Source organism: Streptomyces sp. NPDC055287, from assembly GCF_053646035.1.
In genome coordinates this window covers 25,019-46,425 of sequence record NZ_JBSHNE010000003.1, presented here as the reverse complement: position 1 = coordinate 46,425, position 21,407 = coordinate 25,019, and the positions used below count along the sequence as shown (strand labels likewise).

The 21,407-nt window shown below is 70.9% G+C and carries 21 protein-coding genes; 11 read left to right on the top strand and 10 right to left on the bottom strand.

Annotated elements, in window-relative coordinates:
* Positions 1–126: 126 nt before the first annotated feature.
* The 5 genes from ACWIHY_RS06395 to ACWIHY_RS06375 form a co-directional block, all read right to left on the bottom strand.
* The gene (locus ACWIHY_RS06395) at positions 127–1,041 is read right to left on the bottom strand and encodes a phosphatase domain-containing protein (protein ID WP_454374472.1); all 915 of its coding nucleotides are present in this window, start codon (positions 1,039–1,041) and stop codon (positions 127–129) included.
* Between the two features lie 2 nt (positions 1,042–1,043).
* Positions 1,044–2,261 (bottom strand): RNA ligase, encoded by a 1,218-nt coding sequence (locus tag ACWIHY_RS06390; RefSeq protein WP_454374471.1) that lies wholly within the window; start codon positions 2,259–2,261, stop codon positions 1,044–1,046.
* A 145-nt stretch (positions 2,262–2,406) separates the two neighbouring features.
* Positions 2,407–3,618 (bottom strand): D-alanyl-D-alanine carboxypeptidase family protein, encoded by a 1,212-nt coding sequence (locus ACWIHY_RS06385; protein WP_454374470.1) that lies wholly within the window; start codon positions 3,616–3,618, stop codon positions 2,407–2,409.
* A gap of 25 nt (positions 3,619–3,643) precedes the next feature.
* Positions 3,644–4,417 (bottom strand): spermidine synthase, encoded by a 774-nt coding sequence (locus ACWIHY_RS06380; RefSeq protein WP_454374469.1) that lies wholly within the window; start codon positions 4,415–4,417, stop codon positions 3,644–3,646.
* Positions 4,418–4,494: 77 nt separating this feature from the next.
* Positions 4,495–6,180: a ribonuclease J gene (locus ACWIHY_RS06375; RefSeq protein WP_454374468.1), complete on the bottom strand. Its 1,686-nt coding sequence runs from the start codon at positions 6,178–6,180 to the stop codon at positions 4,495–4,497.
* A gap of 491 nt (positions 6,181–6,671) precedes the next feature.
* Here ACWIHY_RS06375 and ACWIHY_RS06370 point away from each other — a divergent pair, with 491 nt between their 5' ends.
* The 8 genes from ACWIHY_RS06370 to ACWIHY_RS06335 all read left to right on the top strand — a co-directional run bounded on the left by ACWIHY_RS06370 (position 6,672) and on the right by ACWIHY_RS06335 (position 13,404).
* Positions 6,672–7,550: an STAS domain-containing protein gene (locus tag ACWIHY_RS06370; protein WP_454374467.1), complete on the top strand. Its 879-nt coding sequence runs from the start codon at positions 6,672–6,674 to the stop codon at positions 7,548–7,550.
* Positions 7,547–7,957 carry an STAS domain-containing protein gene (locus tag ACWIHY_RS06365; protein WP_454374466.1) on the top strand — a complete coding sequence of 137 codons (411 nt, stop codon included), beginning with the start codon at positions 7,547–7,549 and terminating at the stop codon, positions 7,955–7,957. Before ACWIHY_RS06370 ends, ACWIHY_RS06365 begins: the two co-directional genes overlap by 4 nt.
* Positions 7,941–8,420, top strand: a complete 480-nt coding sequence (locus ACWIHY_RS06360; protein WP_454374465.1) for an ATP-binding protein — start codon at positions 7,941–7,943, stop codon at positions 8,418–8,420. Before ACWIHY_RS06365 ends, ACWIHY_RS06360 begins: the two co-directional genes overlap by 17 nt.
* Complete coding sequence (locus ACWIHY_RS06355) at positions 8,417–9,520, top strand: SpoIIE family protein phosphatase (protein WP_454374464.1); 1,104 nt, start codon at positions 8,417–8,419, stop codon at positions 9,518–9,520. The genes ACWIHY_RS06360 and ACWIHY_RS06355 overlap by 4 nt, the downstream gene beginning before the upstream one ends.
* Positions 9,517–10,860, top strand: coding sequence for a PP2C family protein-serine/threonine phosphatase (locus ACWIHY_RS06350; protein ID WP_454374463.1), 1,344 nt, complete (start codon positions 9,517–9,519; stop codon positions 10,858–10,860). Before ACWIHY_RS06355 ends, ACWIHY_RS06350 begins: the two co-directional genes overlap by 4 nt.
* Before the next feature lie 137 nt (positions 10,861–10,997).
* Positions 10,998–12,215 (top strand): globin domain-containing protein, encoded by a 1,218-nt coding sequence (locus ACWIHY_RS06345; RefSeq protein ID WP_454374462.1) that lies wholly within the window; start codon positions 10,998–11,000, stop codon positions 12,213–12,215.
* Positions 12,216–12,250: 35 nt separating this feature from the next.
* A complete protein-coding gene (locus ACWIHY_RS06340; protein WP_454374461.1) occupies positions 12,251–12,826 on the top strand; it encodes a pyridoxamine 5'-phosphate oxidase family protein in 576 nt (191 codons plus the stop codon).
* 74 nt (positions 12,827–12,900) lie between these two features.
* A complete protein-coding gene (locus ACWIHY_RS06335) occupies positions 12,901–13,404 on the top strand; it encodes a MarR family winged helix-turn-helix transcriptional regulator (RefSeq protein WP_454374460.1) in 504 nt (167 codons plus the stop codon).
* A 218-nt stretch (positions 13,405–13,622) separates the two neighbouring features.
* Here the strand turns inward: ACWIHY_RS06335 and ACWIHY_RS06330 are convergent, their stop codons facing one another.
* The 3 genes from ACWIHY_RS06330 to ACWIHY_RS06320 all read right to left on the bottom strand — a co-directional run bounded on the left by ACWIHY_RS06330 (position 13,623) and on the right by ACWIHY_RS06320 (position 16,325).
* Positions 13,623–14,099, bottom strand: a complete 477-nt coding sequence (locus ACWIHY_RS06330; protein ID WP_454374459.1) for a MarR family winged helix-turn-helix transcriptional regulator — start codon at positions 14,097–14,099, stop codon at positions 13,623–13,625.
* Positions 14,100–14,500: 401 nt separating this feature from the next.
* Positions 14,501–15,148: a lipoprotein gene (locus ACWIHY_RS06325; RefSeq protein ID WP_454374458.1), complete on the bottom strand. Its 648-nt coding sequence runs from the start codon at positions 15,146–15,148 to the stop codon at positions 14,501–14,503.
* A gap of 91 nt (positions 15,149–15,239) precedes the next feature.
* Positions 15,240–16,325: a DNA glycosylase AlkZ-like family protein gene (locus ACWIHY_RS06320; protein WP_454374457.1), complete on the bottom strand. Its 1,086-nt coding sequence runs from the start codon at positions 16,323–16,325 to the stop codon at positions 15,240–15,242.
* 116 nt (positions 16,326–16,441) lie between these two features.
* Between ACWIHY_RS06320 and ACWIHY_RS06315 the strand changes: the two genes are divergently transcribed.
* A complete protein-coding gene (locus ACWIHY_RS06315; RefSeq protein WP_454374456.1) occupies positions 16,442–16,969 on the top strand; it encodes an N-acetyltransferase family protein in 528 nt (175 codons plus the stop codon).
* 8 nt (positions 16,970–16,977) lie between these two features.
* Here the strand turns inward: ACWIHY_RS06315 and ACWIHY_RS06310 are convergent, their stop codons facing one another.
* Positions 16,978–17,586, bottom strand: coding sequence for an isochorismatase family protein (locus ACWIHY_RS06310; RefSeq protein ID WP_454374455.1), 609 nt, complete (start codon positions 17,584–17,586; stop codon positions 16,978–16,980).
* A 232-nt stretch (positions 17,587–17,818) separates the two neighbouring features.
* Here ACWIHY_RS06310 and ACWIHY_RS06305 point away from each other — a divergent pair, with 232 nt between their 5' ends.
* On the top strand, positions 17,819–18,391 hold the full coding sequence (locus ACWIHY_RS06305; RefSeq protein ID WP_454374454.1) for a DUF6328 family protein: 573 nt from the start codon (positions 17,819–17,821) through the stop codon (positions 18,389–18,391).
* Positions 18,392–18,581: 190 nt separating this feature from the next.
* Positions 18,582–19,781 (top strand): phospholipase D-like domain-containing protein, encoded by a 1,200-nt coding sequence (locus tag ACWIHY_RS06300; RefSeq protein WP_454374771.1) that lies wholly within the window; start codon positions 18,582–18,584, stop codon positions 19,779–19,781.
* A gap of 90 nt (positions 19,782–19,871) precedes the next feature.
* Here ACWIHY_RS06300 and ACWIHY_RS06295 read toward each other — a convergent pair whose 3' ends face one another.
* Entirely contained in the window at positions 19,872–21,383 is a 1,512-nt protein-coding gene (locus tag ACWIHY_RS06295) for an alpha/beta hydrolase (RefSeq protein ID WP_454374453.1), read from the bottom strand.
* Between the last annotated feature and the right edge of the window lie 24 nt (positions 21,384–21,407).

Here is a 21,407-nt window from a genome sequence, read left to right as displayed (position 1 = left end):
CCCCGTCCCCCTCCTCCGCCCACCACCCCCCGCCGGCGCGGGGGCCCTCCCGCCGCCCACCCCCCCCCCGCGCCCCGCGCGCGCGGGGCCCCCCGCCCCCCCCCGCTCCACGTTCGTCCGCGGCTCTCAGAAATTGCCGTAGTTGACCTGCCACGTGGGCAGCCCCATACGGCGCCACAGAGCGACCACGCGGTCACGGTCGTCCAGAGACACCCGCACCGCGTACCGGTGGCGCACGTGCCGGTCGAACAGCTCCGCCTTCACGACGTCGTCGCGGCGCCCGTCGCCAGCCGCGCGCATCCACAGCTCGTCGTACGGCACGTCGTGCCGCCGCAGCCACGACTCCGTCTGCGTGCGGTACTCCTCACCCCGTCCGGACAGGAGCACGATCACGTCGCTGTCGGCGCGCCTGAAGGAGTGCAGCGCCTGGCACACCGACACGTTGAGCAGGTCGCCCTCGCACCGGGTGAAGTCGTACGGCCCACGGTCGCCGGTCAGGGCGAGAGTGCCGTCGATGTCGCACATCACCGCCGTCGGCAGCGACGGGTCGGGTGCGTAGGGCTCTACGGGAGGCTGGTCGTTCAGCCACGCGTCGGTGAGCCGCCAGCCGCCCCTGGTGACCTGCGCGTGCTTGTCGGCCAGGATCCGGATGATCTCCTCGCCCACGCGCTTCTCCCGCTCGGAGTCGCGGCGTACGCACTCCTCGACGGGTACGTCGGTGAAGTCGTGCACGGTGAACGTGGCCAGGTCGGCGACCGCCGCTTTCAGCCGCTTGGGGATGTGGGGCGTCAGGTGCGTGTTGTCGACCACCACGTCGAAGCCGCCGTCGACGGCAGCCCGCACCGCGGCGTCCTGGATCGCCAGCACCGTCTGCTCGTGCGCCCATGACCGGCCCCGCTCGACCGCGGGCAGATCGAGCATGGCCCGCAGGTCGTCGAGGTTGACCCGGCGCATGCGGCCCCCGGCGTCCGCCTGCAATTGCCGCGCGGCGGTCGTCTTGCCCGACGCGGGCAGTCCCGTCATGACGTGTACTACGGGCACGGTCAGTTCTCCTCATCGGTCGTGAACGGGTCGGCCGCCTCCGGCCGCACGGCCCGCCACACGACGAGGTCCGTCGGGCGTCCGTCGAGCCGCAGGAACATGGCGGCCCGGATCTGCGCGTCGGGAAGCTCCCGGACAGCGCGCGCGAACGCCCCCCGGTCGGCGGCCAGATGGGCGAGCTCGCGAAACGCCTCGTCGATGGCCCGCTCACGCGCCGCCGCCTCGTCCTCCAGGCGTGCGATCACCCCGCGCACCCAGGCGTCGAACTCGTCCGGCACCTGCTCCAGCAGTGCGTCCAGCGGCCGCCCGCCCGCCGCCGTGATTCCCCCGAGCTCGGCGCGCGAGCACCCCAGCCCCTGAGCCAGCCGCTTCGCGGACATCCCGGCGAACCGCTGGATGCCGTGGCCGCGCCAGATGTCCCGCTCGGTGACCCCCGTCAGTACCTTGTGCAGCCGTACGTACTCGGAGAGCTTGGCCTTCGCCCGCACACCGGAGGCGAAGCGCAGCACGAAGCCCTCGGCGTCCGTTCCCGAGGTGGACCGGCCGCCGGGCATCGTGTTCGACGTGGTCAGCGCGATCAGGTCGGCGAGGGGCATGGCAGGCCACACCGTGACCACGGACCCGATGCCCTTCCAGGCGGTCCCGGCCTCGGCGACGGGTATCTCCGCGCCGTCCCTGCCGAACGCCGCGAGGAGCACCAGGTCCCGGCGGTCGCCGTAGTCGACGACGATTCGGTTCTGCGGGTACAGGATCTCCGCCAGGTACGTCACACCGGGCGACAGGGCCGACGTGTCCTTGCCGTCGAGCCGGCGCTGCGCCCACCTCGCCTGCGCGCTGACGAAGGAGCCCTTGGACGCGACCCGCCACCGGTCGGCGTAGTGGAACACCACCGCGAGGCTGCCGTCGACCTTGTCGTACACCTCGAACGGCTCGTCCGGCAGAGCGGGCGCGTACGGCTGACCGGCCTCGTGCTCACCGACGTTGAAGAACTTCGGCAGCGGAAGCGCGACGATCTCACCGGTGACGTCGTCGGCGACGAGCCCCCGGCACCGCGTGGTCACCGCGTTCCAGATCCGCTCGTACTGACACGTCCGCGTGTACGTGTAGATCGACAGCGGCAGCTCGGGGTGCGGCTTGCGGGTGACGTGTCCGGCGTCGAGCGCGGCGGCCAACTCGTCCGGCGGCAGCAGCTCTTGCAGAGTCAGGTACACCTGGCTCATGGGTCCCTCCCAGTTTCTGATGCTCCATTCTGTCGTGCGGGAGGCTCCGGTCACAGCGAATATGTGCGGGGGGAGGCATCAAGAGCCCCAGGTCACAGGGGGTGTTCGATGGGGGAGGGAATGCGGACGTTCGCGATGCGGCCGCCTAGCGGCCGGCCGGCCGGGGCTTGCGCGACCGGCCCCGGAGGCCGCCGCGCGTCCACACGATGACACCTGCCGTGAGGCATGCCGCGCCGACGAGCGCGCCCAGCCAGGAGTACGCGAAGCCCGAGCCGGGCTCCTCCCGGTTCAGCGCGGCGGCCTGCGCGGCCGAGACCGGCGCGGTCTGCGGATCCCGGCCTGCGGGGGGCGGCTGCAGCGATCCGACAGGGTGGACCCGCCCCGCGGCGGCGAAACCCCAGTCGAGCAGGGCGCGGGCCTCCTCGTACACGGCGTGGCCGCCGCCCCGCCGAGGGTTCATCACCGTCACCAGGAGGCGGCGGCCGTCGCGGTGGGCGGCGGCGATCAGGGTGTGGCCCGCGCGGGTGGTGTAGCCGTTCTTGAGGCCGATGAGGCCGGGGTACGGCTTGACTCCGTCGCTGCCCGTGAGCAGCCGGTTGGTGTTGCGGATCTGGAACGTCCACGTGGGGCTCCCGTCGCTGCGCGTGGCGCCGGGAAACCGGGTGCCGGCGGTCGCCGCGTACTGGGCGAACTGGGGATCGGCAAGCCCGGAGCGCCCGAAGACAGCCAGGTCGTACGCCGACGAAACCTGGCCGGGAGCGTCGTAGCCGTCCGGCGAGACCACATGGGTGTCCAGTGCGCCCAGAGCACGGGCCTTGGCCTGCATCTGCGCCGCCGTGGCCTTCCATCCGCCGTTCATCTCCGCCAGTACGTGGACGGCGTCATTGCCGGAGCTCAGGAAGACACCCCGCCACAGATCCGCGGTCCGGTACGTGTGTCCCGGGGACACGCCCACCATGCTGCTGCCCTCGCCCACCGTGGCCAGCTCGGGACCGGTGACCTTGTGCAGCGCCGTGCCGGAGAGGCGGGGGAGGGTGGTGAGGGCGAAGAGCGTCTTGAGGGTGCTGGCCGGCGGCAGACGCCGGTGCGCGTCGTGGGCGGCGAGCACGTCGCCCGTACGGACGTCCGCCACCAGCCACGACAGCGCCGACACGTCTCGCGGGAGGGCGGGCGCCCCGGGCTTCGGGCGCACATGGGTGCCCATCCGGTGCAACAGGGCCTTGCTGACGGAAGCGGGCCGGGGCGGCGGCAACGGATCGTCCTGGACGGCGGCCGTGGCCGGCGGGGGCAGGATGGCCAGCGCACCGAGAGCCGACGCCCCGGCAAGAGCTCCGCGAACACGAGACCTGGTGATCATTGCACCAGCGTAAAAACGGACGGTGCTACGCGCAGGGCCGCTGGGCCGACCGGCCGAACCCGAGCGGTTCCGCCGAGGTGCCGGTGTGACTCCGCGCCACATAAACGGTGTTGGACGAGCTTCCGCCTTGCAGGGGATTGGGGAAGTCGACGACGTGGGCTTCGGTTTCCGCGAAGACGCTCGCGAGCACGGAAACGAACTCTTCGTCCGGCGGATCGTTCGACCACAGGGCGAAGACGCCGCCGGGGTGAAGACGGCCGGCAAGAGCGCGCAGCCCGGCGGGCCGGTAGAGCGCCGCGTGGCTCGGGTGCAGGACATGGCGCGGCGAATGGTCGACGTCCAGCAGGACGGCGTGGAACAGGCGGTCCGGCTGCTCGGGATCCAGGCCTCGGGGATCGCCGGTCATCGCGAAGAAATCGCCCTGCACCAGGCGGCATCGTGCGTCCGACGCCAGGCGGGCCCCCAGCGGCACCAGCCCGCGCCGGTGCCAGTCGATCACTTCTCCCAGCGCGTCGACGACGACCAGCGAGCGCACGCGCCGGTCGTCCAGGGCCGCCTGAGCGGTGTATCCGAGACCGAGGCCGCCGACGGCGACGTCCAGTGCGGTGTCCGGCAGCTCCGCCAGGCCGAGCCGGGTGAGTTCGGTCTCGCCCTCCGTGAACAGGCTGGACATCAGGAACTCGTCACCGAGCTTCACCTCGTACACGTCGGTACCCGACGCCGGATCGCGCCTGCGCCGCAGGCTGATCTCGCCCAGCGGTGTCGGGCGCCAGTCGAGCTCCTGGAAACGCGCACCCATCGGTTTGACCTTTCCTCAGTCCGGGCCGGGCCCGGGACGCTTGCCGCGTCCCGGGCGGAAGCCACCGGTCTTCCCTGTCAGGCGTCGATGATGACCGGGATGATGAGGGGTTTGCGGCGGTGGGTCCGGAACGCCCAGGACGCCACAGCGCGGGCGATGAGCTGTTCGAGCTGGTGGGCGTCTCCGACGCCTTCCGCGGCCGCGGTGGCCAGGACCTTCTCGATCACGGGGACGACCGGCTCGAAGGTGGTGTCGTCGTGGACGAAGCCCCGCGCCAGGAAGTCGGGGGCCTCGGCCAGTGCTCCCGTGTCGGCGTCGACGATCGCCACGACCGTGACGACACCCTCCTCGGCCAGGGTGAGGCGGTCCTTGAGCGAAGCCTCGGTCGCGCCGCCGACCGTCATGCCGTCCACGTAGACATAACCGGCCGGGACCTTGCCCGTGATGGAGGCGCGTCCGTCGACGAGGTCGACGACGACGCCGTCGTCGGCGATGACGACGCGGTCGGGGTCGAGGCCGGTACGGATGGCCAGGTCACCGTTGGCCCGCAGGTGGCGCCACTCGCCGTGGACGGGCATCACGTGCCGGGGCTTGACGATGTTGTAGCAGTAGACGAGTTCACCGGCGCTGGCATGCCCGGAGACGTGCACCTTGGCGTTGCCCTTGTGCACGACGTGGGCGCCCCACCGGGTCAGTCCGTTGATCACCCGGTAGATGGCGTTCTCGTTGCCCGGGATCAGGGAGCTGGCGAGCAGGACGGTGTCGCCCTTCCCGATGCGGATCACATGGTCCCGGTTGGCCATCCGGGACAGCGCGGCCATCGGCTCGCCCTGCGATCCGGTGCACACCAAAGTGATCTTGTTGTCCGGCAGCTTCTCCAGCTCGCGCAGACTCACGATCAGGCCGGACGGAACCTTCAGGTATCCGAGCTCGCGGGCGATGCCCATGTTGCGGACCATCGACCGGCCCACGAAGGCGACCTTGCGGCCGTACTGGTGGGCCGCGTCCAGCACCTGCTGGATGCGGTGCACGTGGCTGGCGAAGCTGGAGACGATGACCCGTCGCGGGGCGGTACGCATGACCTGCTCGATCGCGGGATTCAGATCGCGCTCGGACGTGGTGAAGCCGGGGACCTCGGCGTTGGTCGAGTCCGTGAGGAAGAGGTCGACGCCCTCCTCGCCGAGCCGGGCGAAGGCCCGCAGGTCGGTGATCCGCTCGTCCAGCGGGAACTGGTCCATCTTGAAGTCACCGGTGTGCAGCACCATCCCGGCGGGCGTGCGGATCGCGATCGCGAGACTGTCCGGGATGGAGTGGTTGACCGCCACGAACTCGCAGTCGAAGGGGCCGAAGCTCCGCCGGTCGCCCTCGCGCACCCGCACGGTGCGCGGCCTGATGCCGTGCTCCTTGAGCTTGGCTTCGAGGAAGGCCAGCGTCAGTTTGGAGCCGACGACAGGAATGTCGGACCGTTCACGCAGCAGGTACGGAACGCCGCCGATGTGGTCTTCGTGGCCGTGGGTCAGCACCACCGCCACGACATCGTCCAGGCGGTCCCGGATCGAGGTGAAGTCGGGAAGGATCACGTCGACCCCGGGCTGGGTCTCCTCGGGGAACAGCACGCCGCAGTCGACGATGAGCAGTTTGCCTGCGTGCTCGAAGACGGTCATGTTGCGGCCGATCTCCCCCAGGCCGCCCAGGGCGACGACCCTCAGTCCTCCGGCGGGCAGGGGAGGGGCGGCTTTGAGTTCGGGATGCGGATGGCTCATAGCTTGTGACGTTACCGGAGGCTCCGCGGCAGATCCTTTACGGGTTCACCCAGCAGGTTCAGCGGAACACCCGAAGTGAGGTGGCGAGCGGCCGGCGGAGTGAGCTGCGGGCAGCCGTCACGGGCCCTTCCCGACGGCCGGGACGATCTTGGCCGGATGACGTCGTGGCTGTCACTCTGCCGAAGCCGGCTGACCGCGCGAAGGAGTTACGCCTTCGGGTACGGCATTCGTGCGGCACATGATGCGGAACGCGGCGCGGCACCGATCCGGCGCCGGTCGGTCAACGGCTGACGATCTCGTGGGCCGACGCACTTTTAGCCCGGCGCATCGTGGGCACCGGTTCTTCACGTGACAGCCGCGGGCGCCGCCCAGCGTTCCCTGGCCGAGCGCGCCGTGCCCATATTTGCCGCACGGCAACAATTGAACGGAGCAGGATCGCCCGGCCGGCCGCAAGGCCCGTGTGCCGGTGGGAGTCGTGAAGGGAAGTCTGGGTGAGCAGCAGCGAAGCGGTGGCCCGAAAGTGTGTCGCGAGCGCCATGCGGGGACGTGTCGAAGACATAGCCGACCGGTGGGTGCGGCTCCAGGTGCAGCAGGACGCCCTGAGCGGCGGCACGAGCGAGGGCGCGCTGCGCGAGGAAGCCGACGCCCTCGTTGCCGCCCTGATCACCGGTCTCGACAGCGACCTGCCGATCGACCGCATCGCGAACTCGCACGCCGAACTCCACCGCGCGGTAACCGGTCTGTCGTTGCGCAGGGCCAGGGGCGGTGAGTCCCCGACCGCTACGGCGCTGGCCGTCCTCGCCCTCAAGGAGGCTCTGCTGGAGGCCGTGCAGGAAAGCACCCAGGAGGGCAGGGAACTGTTCGCCGCGGCGTTGGTGATCAACCGACTGCTGGACGCGGCCGGGGCCCTGTCCTTCGACACCTACGTCGAAGGGCGCGAGGAGATCATCCGGAGGCAGAGCAGGCAGTTGCTGGAGCTCTCGACCCCCGTCGTCCGGCTCTGGCGACAGGTTCTCGGCGTACCGCTCATCGGCACACTCGACACCGCGCGCACGCAGGTCGTGATGGAAAACCTGCTCCAGGCCATCCAGGACCAGGAGGCGACGGTCGCCATCATCGACATCACCGGCGTACCGACGGTGGACACCGCTGTGGCGCAACACTTGATGCAGACCGTCAACGCCGTCCGGCTGATGGGTGCGGACTGCATCATCAGCGGCATCCGGCCGCCGATCGCGCAGACCATCGCCCAGCTGGGCATCGACCTGTCCACCATCATGACCCGGGCCACCCTGTCCGACGCCCTGTCCGAGGCCGTCAAACTGACGGCCGGCTCCCTGCCCACGCCCGACGTAGCGGCGGCGCGATGACGGGCCGTTCGTCGACCGGTGTTCCCATCCTGCGTCTGGGCGACATCCTGGTCACCGGGCTGCTCGACGAGCTGGACGACAAGGCCGCCCTGGCCTTCACGCACGAGCTCACGGAGCGCATCTCGGCCGACCGCGTACGCGGCGTCCTGATCGACATCTCCCGGCTCGAGATCATCGACTCGTTCGTGGCACGTACGCTCATGGAGCTGACCATGATGGCCAGGCTGCTGGGCGCACGCGTGATCGTGGCCGGAATGCGGCCGCCCGTCGCCATCACACTGGTCGAACTCGGGATCGAACTCGTCGGCGTGGAGACCGCGCTGAACGCGGAGCAAGGCATGGCCGCCCTGGGCTGGCACCAAAGTCCGCAGCCCCCGGAAGGGGCCCACCGTGACTCGACTCGCTAACAGCACCACCGCCCCCGCACCACGCCGTAGCAGGACCGAAGCCGCAGTCGCGGCCCCCGCGGAGCCCGCCACGCAAGTGGTACTGGCCACGGAGGAGGACCTGCTCACGGTCCGTCATACGGTGCGCTCGGCGACCGTCTCCGTCGGCTTCGGCATCGTCGACCAGACCCGGGTGGTGACCGCGGCCAGTGAGCTGGCACGCAACGCCTACATCCACGGCGGGGGAGGGGTGCTCACCATCGAATACCCGCGCCGCCACGGTGCGAGGGGACTGCGGCTGACCATACGGGACGAAGGCCCCGGCATCCCCGATGTCGACGCCGCGCTCGTCGACGGCTTCACCACCGGTGCGGGGCTGGGCCACGGTCTGGGCGGCGCCCGACGTCTCATGGACGACTTCGAGGTACGCACCGCACCGGGCGCCGGAACGACGGTGATCGCCACCCGGTGGGTGTCCCGGTGACGCGTCCGGCCGTACTGCCCACCGCGCTCGTACGGATCGACCACTACAGCGCCGTCCACCTGGCTTCCGCGACCGCCCGCTCGATCGCCGAGCGGTGCCGGCTCCCCGGAGCGATGTCCGACCGGGCCGCGGTCCTCGCCTCCGAACTGGCCGGCAACCTCGACAAGCACGCCAGAGACGGCGCGTTGTACATCCAGCCGCTGCCGCTGGGCCTCGGCCTGGAGATCCTCGCGGCGGACCGCGGTCCGGGCATGCCCGAACTACGCCGCTGTCTCGCCGACGGATACTCGACGACCGGCACCCTGGGCGCCGGCCTGGGAGCCGTGAGCCGCATAGCGACGGACTTCACCATCCGCACCCAGGTCGGCGTCGGTACCTTGGTCTGTGCCCGCCTGGCGCTGCCCGGCCAGCCGCAACCGGTGTGCCGGGACGCGGGTTTCATCTGCCTGCCCGCCGAGGGCGAACAGGACTGCGGGGACGCGGGCGCCGTCGTCGAGGACGGCAGTGTCCGCACCGCGATCGTCATCGACGGGCTCGGACACGGACCTCACGCGGCCGAGGCGGCCCAGACCGCCCTGCGGGCCTTCGACGCCGCGGCGGACCGGCCGCTGCCCGAGATCCTCACAGCGCTCCACCGGGCGCTGCGCCATACCCGCGGCGCGGCTGTCGGCCTCCTGCGCCTGCACTCCGAACAGGCGCGGCAATCCGAGCACGCGCGGCAATCCGAACAGGCACAGTACTCCGAGCACCCGCAGTACTCGGAACGCGCGCAGTACTCGGAACGCGCGCAGTTCTGCGGGATCGGCAACGTCCGTGCCCTGGCCGTCTCCCCCGGGGGCGTCCACCACCGGCTGACCGGTCAGCCCGGCGTCGTCGGCTGGAGAATGCCCACCCCTCAGACGCACCTCGTCCCGCTGGCCCCCGGAACCACCGCCGTACTCCACAGCGACGGCATCAACTCCCAATGGGCCCACGCCCCGTCCCCCTTCCTGCTGCGTCTGCCACCGCCGCTGCTCGCCACATCCGTCGCCCATGGCCACCGCTCCGGCCGCGACGACGCCACCGTGCTTGCCGTCAAGCCTCACCGAGGGCCCAGATGACCGACCGTCCCATCCGTACTCTGCCTCCCCTGCGCCAGGCCGTGCGCCGCCTCGCACGCGAACACCGGCTGCCCGACGACGTCAGGGCGCGCCTGGTGCTGTCCGTGACCGACCTGGCCGGCCACGAGTTCCGCGCGGGCCGGCCGGTCTCCCTCAGCGCCGCGCGGGTACGGGACGCGGGTACGGACGCGGGCCCGGATGGGGGCCCGGGTACGGACTCCCACGTCCTGGCTGTCACACTCCACCTTCCGAACGCGTCCGGCCCGCCCACTACGAAGGATCTGCCCCTGCCCGCCACGGACCCCTCCCGCTACTCCGTCACCTGGCACATCCCCGTCCCCGCGCAGGCCGACCGCCCCGGCTCCGGCGCCCTGGCGGCAGCCGGCAGCGGTGCCCGGCTCGACGCACCGTGGCCGGACGGCACACCTTGCGCGCAGACCCAGGCCGTCGAGGAGGAACTCCGCGCGGCTTTCGCCGAGACCGACGGCCTCGTCGCCGAACACCGCCGTCTGAAGCACGAGCTCGCCGAGACCAACGCCGGCGTCCTCGCCCTGTACGTACAACTGGACGAACGCGACGAACAATTGCGCAAGGCCCACGGCCAGATCCTCCAGGAGCTCGAAGACGCCCTGCGCCCGCCGCCCCTCGCCATCGAAGGCCTGGAACTCGCGGTCCACTACGCACCGGCCGACTCCAACGCGCCCACCGGCGGAGACCTCTACGACTGGTTCCCGCTCCCGGACGGCACCCTGCACATCACGGTCGTCGATGCGCTCGGACATGGCGTACGAAGCACCCGCAGCGCCCTCAACGTGACCCATGCCGTACGCACCCTGGCCCTCGAAGGCCATCCGCTGAAGTCGATCCTCGCCCGCACCCACGAGATCCTCATGCCGCTGGACCCCGAGCTGATGGCTACGGCGCTCCTCGCCCGGCTGGACCCGGCCACGGGCGAACTCCACCTGGCGAACGGCAGCCACCCTCCCGCCCTTCTCGTCCGGGCCGACGGCACCGCGCGATACCTCGAACTCCGCGGCCGGGGCATCGGCTTCCCTCTGCCCGGCAGCGAGGAGGTCCTGCGGACCGACATCGGCCCGGGCGACCTTCTCATCCTCTACACCGACGGTCTCACCGAGAGCCGCCGGGACCCGACGGAAGGCGAGATCCGCCTCATCGAGGCAGCGCGCCGGCACGAGTCGAGGCCGCTGACGGAGATCCCGGCAGCCATCGCCGCCGACATGCACACCGTCGTCCTCCACCGCGACGACACCCTCGCGCTGGCCATCAGGATCACTGAGCCGTCCCAGCGAGCGGAACGCACTGCGCGAGGCGGTGCCTGAGCAACTCCCAGCACGCCACGGTGGGGCCCCGAACGACCACATCCTCGCTCGGTTCAGGACAACGGCCGGGCCACTCTGCGATTGCGACAAGTCCCTTGCCCGCACGTTCGACGCCCCCGGAGAGGTCCTCGGCGGCCATGCCGGCCCCCACGGACGCCTCCGCCCCCGGAATGGCGCCCAGACCGCTGACCGACCGCGAAATCACGCTCGTACGGGCCGGTCTGGCCGTGGTCGAACCCCACGCGGCCGACCTCACGGTCTACTTCTACACGATCCTCTTCGCCCGCTACCCGCAGGTCAGAGAGCTTTTCCCGGACAACATGGACGGACAGCGCGACAGGCTGCTGCGCGGATTGCTGCGCATCGTCGACCTGGTCGACGATGCGGAGAACCTCGTACGGTTCTGCACTCTCCTGGGACGCGACCACCGGAAGTTCGGGGCTCTCGAAGCCCACTACCCGGCCGTCGGCGAGTGCCTCCTGGCCTCCCTCGCGCGCTACGCGGGCACCGCGTGGACCGCGGAGACCGAAGCCGCCTGGACCCGCGCCTACACCACCGCGGCGCGGGTGATGATCCTGGCCGCCGCGGACGACACCCGCCTGCGGCCCGCCACCTGGGAGGCGCAGATCGTCCGGCACGACCACCGGGGCCACGGCATAGCCGAGATCACGGTCCGGCCGGACGTTCCCTATCCGTACGAGGCCGGACAGTACGTGAGCATGCGGACGCCCTGGCAGCGCAAGGTCTGGCGCCAGTACTCACCCGCCCACGCTCCCCGGGCGGACTCCTCGCTCACCTTCCACATCCGTGCCGTCCCCGGCGGCCGGGTGAGCAATGCCCTGGTGCATCAAGCAGTCGTCGGAGACATCGTCACGCTGGGGCCACCACAGGGCGACATGACGCTGGCCGCGGCCGGTGACCGCGACCTGGTGTGTGTCGCGGGCGGAACGGGCCTCGCGCCGATCCGCGCCCTCCTGGAAGAGGCGGCCCTCAGTGACATGCGCCGTTACGTCGACCTTTTCGTGGGGGCCCGCACCGCGGAGGAGCTCTACGGCCTCGACGACATGCTGAGGATGGCCCAGCGCCAGCACTGGCTCTCCGTACGAGCCGCGGTGTCGCACCAGCACATCGCCGGCCGCGAGGGCACCTTGCCGCAGGTGTTGCGCGAGTTCGGACCCTGGGGGCAGCATGAGGCCTTCCTGTGCGGGCCGCCCGGCATGGTCACCGCGGCCGCCCGGATCCTGAGAAGCGACGGGGTGCCCGTGGCCCGCATCCACCACGACCCGCTCGGTGATCCCGTCCTGACCACGCCCCTCGCCCCCTCCCGACACCAGCCCGAGAGCGAATACCTGTGACGAGCCACGACGCCGCGCCCTCTCGCGGGGAGCGCATGCTGCAAGACCATCTCGGCACCGCGGAGCGCGCGGAGGCCTTCTACGCCCGGCAGGTCCATCCCCATCTGACGGCACCGATGCGGGACTTCATCAGCCGTCAGTCGATGGTCTTCCTGTCCACTGCGGACGCGCGCGGCCACTGCGACGCGAGCTTCCGGGCCGGCCCGCCGGGATTCGTCACCGTCCTGGACGACCACACGCTCGCCTACCCGGAGTACCGGGGGAACGGCGTCATGGCCAGCGCCGGCAACATGTCGGAGAACCCGCACGCGGGGCTGCTGTTCGTCGACTTCACCCAGCACCACATAGGGCTGCACATCAACGGCCCGGCCCGGCTGACGGGTGACCATGATCTGCGCGCGGCCCACCCCCTGCTGCCGGTCGACACAGCTCCGGGGCGACAGCCCGAATTCTGGGTCCGCGTCACCGTCGTCGAGGCGTACATCCACTGTTCGAAGCACATACCCCACCTCGAACCGGCCCGCCGTCCCCAGGGGCCCTCGCTCAAGCGCCCCAAAGACGCCGACTACTTCACCGCGGCGTCGGCCGACCGCCTGCTCACGGACCGATAGCGCGGCGCCGGGCACGCGGGCCCGGGGCGAGGGGGCGGCTGACAAACCACTCTTCAGGGTGAGACAGTGGTGCGATGCTTCGCACCATGCACTCCACCGGCCATCAGCAGGTGGCTCATGACGCATGCGCGGCGTTGGAACTGCTGCAGCTTCTGTGGGGCCGGGGCCAGGAAGCCGTTCCCTCGGGTCCGGTGTCCCCGTCGCAGCTGCGCGCGCTGACCGTGCTGGAGGGGCAGGAGGGGGTCAACCTCCGTGCCCTGGGTGAGGCGCTGGGCTCACGGCCGTCGTCCGTGAGCCGGCTGTGCGACCGTCTGGAGGCCGCCGGCCTCGTCGAGCGGTCTCCGAGCGCCACCAGCCGCCGGGAGATCGAGGTGCGACTGAGCCGGCGCGGGCATACCGCACTGGCCGATTTGCGTACGTTCCGGGTGCGCGAACTCGAGACCGTACTGCAGGAGATGACCCCCGCGAAGCTGGCCGCCCTTGCCGAAGGGCTCGAAGCCTTCCACACCGCTGCCGCCGCTTGTACGGGGCCCGGCGGCGCGGCCGACGCCGAAAGGCACTCGGCGGACATCGCCTGAGGCCGCGACCGCCGAGCCATGTTTGCGGTGACCCGGGCAGGATGGAACCTGCGTACGGCGTGGTGGGGGCGCATCACGGGCCTGTCGCCGTCCGCACGGAGCTCCGGCGGACAGCGGAGGAAGAAACGATGAGAACCGACTCGTCTGACGGTGCCGCTGTCGTGCCTCTGGACTGGCGAGGAAGGCCCGCCGATGCCCCCTGCCGCCGGCCGGCCCGGCTACCCACCCCGGTCCTGGTCCAGGCCGCCGGGCCGAGCGGCCTTCGCGAAGGCCAGCAGTCCGGCCAGGAGCTCGTCGCGTTCAGCGGCCGGCATGCGGCTGAGAACGGCGCCGAACATCGCGTAGCGGCGGGCGAAAAGAGTGTCGATCAGCTCATGGCCCTGCGGCGTCAGAGCCAGCCCGATCTCCCGTCGGCTGGTGGGCGCCGGTTCGCGGCGCAGCAGGCCGGCCGCTTCGAGCCGGTCGCACAGCCTGCTGACGGCGGGCGGGGCCGTACCGACCGCGTAGGCCAGCCCGGTGAGGTTGATGCCCGGGTGCCGCCGGGCGATCAGCAGCGCATCCAGCTGGAGCGCCGAAAGCCGTGGAGACGCGGTACGAGCGGCCTGCGTCCATGCGGACACCACGGCTTCAGCGGCCTCGGCCACCTGGGCGGCGAATGCGCCCGAAGGCTCGTCTGCTGGTCCAGCGCGGTCCATACGGCCGTCACTCCCATGAACGCTCGTGCACCTCCTCCGGGAGGCTGACGGATTCGTCGCACGCATCTGCCGACTCTATTGCGGGTAACCTGCCCGCCCTGTCGAAAGTATCCCTGCCCGGGCATCGTTCGCTCGTCGCGGTTCGGCAGAGGAACCGGCCCGGTGAAGGCCCGGCCCCAGCCGGTGGCTGTAAGGGGCAAGGTGTTGTACGGCCCTTTGCCACCCGCTGTTCAGCCACGTGGGGCGATTCCCCCGGCTCGTCCAGGCCGGGCAGCGGTACGAGCGGCCGGGACAGGCGGCTGAGCAGGACGGCTGAGCAGGACGGCGAGCAGGAGGAGCGGACCGGTTCGGGCAGACGGCCCGTTCGTTCCGTCGGCGGCATCGCGAGGTCGGGGCGGCCGTCAGTCCGTGGCTGCCATGGTCTTCTTCGCCAGCTCGTACGCCGGGAGCATCTGCTGATGCTCCTGCGTGTCCAGCCCGCCCAGGTGCAGCACCGCCGCGCCCTTCCGGGTAGTGACGGCGAGCGCCCGCTCCTTCTTCGGCTCGTCCAGGAACTCGCTGGTGATGACGTAGGTGACCTCGGTGGCCGGGAGTTCGCCGGCTTTCGTCTCGCGGTAGCGGATCGTCCCGGCGTTCTTCTCGTCCGCCATGAAGTCTTCGAGCACCTTGCGCGGTGTGCCGGTGCCGTCGCTGGTCCAGACCCGCAGGAAGCCGATGTTCCCGGCCGGCTTGGCGTCGATCTCGCAGACGAGCTCGACCGTGCCCTGCTTCGCGAGCGAAGCGAACTCGGGGTCGTCCCCGGCCGTCACCTTCTCCGCGCTCCAGTCGGGCGCGGTGCTGAACGAGACGGGCAGGGCGCACGGCGTGCCGGCGCCGCCGAGGGGCGCACCCTCGGCCGTGGTCCCCGCCCTCGCCCCGGCCTGCGCGCCCCGCTTCTTGGCCGGCTCGTCCCGCGCGGCCGCGCCGCCGTCCGGCGCCGACGAACAGCCGGCCAGCACCAGTACCGCCAGCGCCGCCGGGACGATGCACCGCGTCAAGTCCTGCCTCATGAAGTCCCCACCCCTGAGCTTGATCGTCCGCCGCAGATTACCGCACGCCGGCGCACGCCCCCTCAGCTGTTTCGACGGGGAAGAATGCGCCCTAGGTGATGTGCAGCCGAGCCTCCGCTGCACCGCGGGCCGCGGCCACAGTGTCGGCCTCCGCTTCCAGTTGGCGGCGGACGGCGGCGGACAGCGGCCCGAAGGGCGTGAGCGTCAGGTCGAGCTTGCGGCCGGTGGCCTTGGCGCGCCAGGTACCGGCGATCTCCGAGCCGGCCAGCAGCGCGCCGGGCCCGCCGATCGCACGCCAGATCTCCTTCTCTCTCCCCTTGTCCGGAACGAGCAGTCCCCGGTCGCGTGCCTGGAGGAACGGATCGCCCGGCGGCAGCAGACGTACGAGCTTCGGGCTCTTCGCCGACAGCAGTGCGTCCAGGTCGGAGGCAGGCAGCCATGTCTTCCTGCCGTCCAGCCACACTTCGGCCAGAGCGTCCGGCCACACCGACTTCACGAGGGCCGGTCTGGTACCGAGGTACTTCGCCACCTCGGCGGGTGTGGCCGGGCCGAGGAAGCGCAGATAGGCGCGGACCAGTTCGCTGGTCCCGGAGGCCGCGGCAGGTACCGGAAACCTCTCGCCCAGCGGCGCCAGTACGGTCCTGCGGCCTTCGGGCCGGACACCGACCCCTCCGAAGATCCCGGCCTGCTGGAAGAGCAGCCCGGAGATGTGCTGCGCGCCGCACGACTCGCACCAGTACGTCAAGGACTTCGGTACGGACGCACTGACCGTCGTACTGACCTCACCCTTGGCCATCGGCGCGGTCACCACCTCGCGAAACGCCCCGGCGGTGACCCGGAACGCCTCGATACCGAGCCGGGCTCCCTCTTTGATCACCGCGGTGTTGATCCGAGCCGTCGCGTCGGCGTCGTCCACCGGCCAGAGGGCGGCGGCGAGGGCCGGCAGTTCCGCACGCCGGTGCAGATGGGGTGCGCCGCGGAACGACCATACGAGCTCAAGCCCCTCGGGGGACGCGCCCCGTGCGGCCAGCGCAAGCCGGGCCGACCCGCTCGGCGTGTCCTGCGCCCCCAGGGCCAGTACGTCCGGTGCGGGGGAGGAGCGCGCGAAACCGTGGGCCGCGACCCGGTGGGCCAGTACCTGTTCCCGGGTCACTTCGACCCGGTGTGTGCTGCTCACGACCGCACCCTTCGCCCGCGTTGGTCCGTACCGTACACACCGTGGTGCTTGCGTGAGAGGCGACAGCGCGCACCCGACGCGAGCCCGCGACCGGCCGGGCTGTGCATGATGGCGGGATGACTGAACTCGCTCACCGGGCCACGGAACGCGGACACCGTCTCGGGCAGCGTTCGACGACCTGCACCGCGCACGTACGCCTCGCCCGTCCGGCCGACCTCCCGCACGTGGTGGAACTCGCCGCCGAGCACGCGGCGTACGAACAAGCAGCCCCGCCCCCGGCGGATCTGGCCGCACGCCTGACGGGCCTCATGTTCGGACCGGGTACGCCCCGGCTGCACTGCCTGGTCGCCGAACTGCCCGACGGCCGGCTGGCCGGTTATGCCACCTGCGCACCCGAGGTCTCCACGTGGGAGGGCCGCGAGTACCTGCACATGGACTGCTTGTTCCTGCGTGCCGAGCATCGTGGACTGGGCCTTGGCCCTCTCATGATGGACGCGGTCGCGGCCAGGGCCCGTGCGTTGGGCATCGATGAGATCCAGTGGCAGACGCCCGTGTGGAACGAGGGTGCGATCCACTTCTACTCCCGCCTGGGAGCGCAGGCCAGGGAGAAGGTCCGCTACACCTGGACCCGGTCGCACCACTGAACGGTCCGTCAGTGTGGCCCGGGCCCGGAAGTCTCAGCAAGGCGTGCGGGCAGGGCCGTGAACGTGACGTCCGCGGCGTGAGCGAGGATCTCGACCTCGTCGCCGAGCGCCCACTCGGCGACCCGTGAGACGGCGGCGGCCGGGATGGCCTCGCTGATTCCGGGCGCCGCCGGGATGTCGTGCGTCGCGTGCCCGTCGTGCGGCAGGACAACCCGGTACCCCAGTGCCAGCGCCGTACGGGCAGTAGCCTGGACGCACATTTCGGACATCATGCCGCAGATGGCGAGCGCCTGTACGCCCGAGTCGGCCAACAGGCTTCCCAGCGAAGTCTCGTGGAAGCCGTCGTCCTCGGACTTGCGGATCACGCACTCCGTGGGGCGCGTCTCGACAGGATGGTGGAGTTCCCAGCCGGGCGTATGGGGCTCGTCGTCCGCTCCGGGCGGCCCGTCGTTCTGAAGGTGGACGACGAGCGCCCCGCTCCTTCGTGCCCGTACGATCAGGTCCTTCGTCCGGTCCAGGAGCCGGGCGGCGTCGGGTACCGCCCCGTCGCCGGTGACGAAGGCCGACTGCACGTCCACAACGAGCAGGGCCTCTATGGGAAACGCGCGGTCGCTCATGCCGCCATCATGGTCGTCGCCGCTGCCTGTCTCCACAGGGTTTTGAACCCCGTTTGCGACTGCGCGACGCGGGAGCCGATTCCTGCCGCCACCTCACCACTGGTCCCGTTCCACCGCTCGGCCGGTATGGCTCCCGCGCCGCTCCGTCCAACTGCGTCGGGGTCGCCGCGCCGCGGACCTGCATGGAGCGGCCTGAGCGGGGCAACTGGTCTCCTGGACCCTGGAGGATGCCATGACCATGACCGGGCAGTCGGCCGAGCCGGATACGGGAGAGGCCGCTTGTGAGTCGTGCGGAGCGAACGCAGAGCCCGAACCCGGGCTCGAGGCGGCGGAATCGCCGCACGAACGAGTCAACCGCCGGTGGAACGAGATACTGCAGGAGACACGGGTCGCGCAGACCGGCGTGCAGATCCTCTTCGGTTTCCTGCTCAGCGTGGCGTTCACCCAGCTGTTCCGGGATCTGCACACCTTCGACCGGGTCGTCTACGTCATTACCGTGGTCCTCGGCGCGGCGGCCACCGGCTCGCTGATAGCGCCCGTGTCCATCCACCGCTTCCTGTCGGGCGAGCGCATGAAGGACGACGTGGTGGAGGTCGCCGGCCGCCTGATGATGTGCGGCATGGTCTTCCTCGCCCTGACCATCGGGTGCACGCTCCTGCTCATTCTCCGGGTCGTGGCACCCGATCTCCTCGCGGGGGTGCTGGTCGGTGCGGTCATGCTCTGGTTCGGCGTCTGCTGGTACGCGTTGCCGTTGTGGCTGCGGCGTCGCGCCGCTCGACGGCGGCTGGACACCGGCGACGTATAGAACACACGAAAACGCCGCAAAAGGGAGGAAATTGACAGCGGCCAGGAGGGGTGCGGGGTACCGGCACTCCCCGTCCGCAGGGGTACAGTCGGCTCGCCGCGCCAGCTCGCGCCGGACCGGGCCGCGGCCCCGTTCCCCGTTCCCGTGCCGGCCGGGTGATGCCATGACCAGTACCAAGGAGCCGCCGGAGATGTCCGGAACCGTCCTCGGAGCGCAGACCGCGACGACATCCGCCGACGCCCGCGGCGCGCGGATACGCCGCCGTCTCGAGCGGCTGATAGGCATCGCGGCGACCGAGGGGAACGCTCTCGTCCCGCTCCGCAACGGAGATCAGATCTTCGAGGCGATGCTGGACGCCATCCGCTCGGCCCAGCACACCGTGGACATGATGACCTTCGTGTACTGGAAGGGTGACATAGCCCGACAATTCGCCCAGGCGCTCGCGGAGCGAGCCGACGCGGGTGTACGGGTACGGCTGCTGTTGGACGGCTTCGGCAGCCGGTTGATCGAGGCGAAGCAGCTGGACATCATGGAACGGGCCGGCGTGCAGGTCGCCTGGTTCCGCAAGCCGCTCTATCTCTCCCCCTTCAAGCAGAACCACCGCTGCCACCGCAAGGTCCTCGTCGTCGATGAGCAGACCGCGTTCACCGGCGGAGTGGGGATCGCGGAGGAGTGGTGCGGCGACGCGCGCAACAAGAACGAGTGGCGCGACACCCACGTACAGGTCCGGGGACCCGCGGTGGACGGCATCGCTGCCGCGTTCGCGCAGAACTGGGCCGAGTGCCACGACGAACTCTTCGACGAGCGGGACCGGTTCATCGACCACCGCCCGCAGGGCGACGCGGTGGTTCAGGTGGTGCGGGGCTCCGCCAGCCTGGGCTGGCAGGACATGCAGACCCTGCTCCGGGTCGTGCTCGAATCGGCCGAGGAACGCTTCCGGCTGGCCACCGCGTACTTCTCACCGGACGCGTACTTCGTCGAGCTCCTCTGCGCCACCGCGCGGCGTGGGGTGGAAGTGGAGATTCTGCTGCCGGGCCCGCACACCGACAAGCGGGTCTGCCAGCTGGCCGGCCAGCACTTCTACGAAGACCTCACCGCCTGCGGCGTGAAGATCTACCAGTACCAGCCGACGATGATGCACGCGAAGGTCATCACTGTCGACGGCTGTGCGGCGCTGACCGGCTCGACGAACTTCAACCGCCGCTCCCTCGATCACGACGAGGAGGTCATGCTCGCGGTCCTCGACGAGGAGTTCACCGCGACACTCGACGCGCACTTCGACCAGGATCTGGCGGTGAGCGAACTGATCCGGGAAGGCCGCTGGAAGAGACGCTCGCTCGCACAGCGGGCCCGCGAAGTGACCGTCCTGCCCCTGCGCCGCTTCCTGTGACGCGTTCCCCGGCCTGAGCACGACCACCTCCCCGACAGGGGCGGCGGCGTCGGCCGTCACCACCGGCGCCACGCCGCCCCGACGACGGCGTCAGCTCTCCAGGTGCGCCAGCACGGACCGCACCGCGTGGTCCACGGCCTCCCGCGACTCCTCGGTCAGGTCGATCGTCTCGAACCCGTGGTGACCGAGTGGTACGTCGACCACCTCCACATTGGCTTCGCAGTCCTTCGCGGCGCCCAGGAACTCCTCGACCGTCGCCGCGATCTCCGGGAGTTCCAGGCCCACCCGGGTCAGCACGATCGGCAACCGTCCCGCCGTACGCACGGCGGCGGCAGGACGGAACCGGGAGCCGGAAAGCCCCCAGTTCGGCAGCGGCGCGAGAATCGGATAGGTCGTCGCCACACACCGCAGCCACGGTGGTGGTGCCGCGAGCCAGTCCGCACACAACAGCCCGCCACCCGAGAAGTACCACAGCGCCACGCGTTCCCCGTCGACACGCGGATCGGCCCGTACGAGCGCGACCGCCTCGGCGACGTCCTCGGCGGCGCGCCCGTAGTCGGCCAGATCATGGAGCCGGTGGTCCAGCGTCACGCCGACCGCTCCCAGACTCGCCACGTACTGGCCGTAGCCGACGATCGCCGGCCAGTCTCGCGGCGTCGGCCGTACCTGTGCGGGGACCGGGCCGCCATGGACGAACACCACCGCCGGACGAGGCCGGCCGGCGTCGGGCAGGTGGAGATCGACCCGGCCCACCCGCTCGCGGCGCCGCTCCGGAACATCCAGCAGGAAAGGCCGCAGATGCGTGGGCAGCTCGCCCGCCGTCGCGGATATCCGGTGCCCTTCTCCGGCGGCGGCCCGCAGCAGCACACCGGCCAGCTCGCGGGGGGAGGAGAGCATCGGCCAGTGCCCGGTGCCGAGTTCGAAGAAGCTCACCCGCGGGTCGGTGAGCGCCTGGAACCGGGGGTCCCCGAGTCCCACCCGGGCCTCGACCATGGCGATGCTCGACCCGTTTGCTGTGCACAGGACGCCGGTCGTCGGCAGCCCTGAGCCCGCCCCCGACAGCCGGAGCGGCTGGGTGAGCGTGGCCCGCGGCTGGGGCACGGCCAGGCGGGTCAGCCGGTCAAGCGCCTCCTCGGGGATGCCGACGACGCTGCCCCAGCGCTGCCACTCCTCGGGTGCCGGCGGGGGCACCGGCGAGTCGTCCTCGGCCGGATCGGCGGCGCCGCCCAGCAGCCGGTCGCGGACCGCCTGGTCGGGGACGAGCTGCAGCGCCGGGTCGCCGTCCTGGGGTATGCCCGTATCCACATGGACGATCCGCGCGATCCGCGCGGGGCGCCGGCTGGCGGCGCCCAGCACCGGGTGGATACCGTAGTCGTGCCCGACGAGCACGACCTCCGGCGCGTCCACCCGGTCGATCAGCTCCACCAGATCCTGGATGTGCGTCTCCAGATCCGTGTCCGGCCCCGCCGGCCGGTGGCGGTCGCCCATGCCGCCGAGTGTCACCGGATACGCCTCGGCCCCCGACTCCCGCAGCCCGGCGGCCACTTCCTGCCATATCCAGCCGCCGGTCCAGGCGCCCGGGACCAATACGAATGCCGTCATGAATGTCGCTCCTCACGCGCGTTG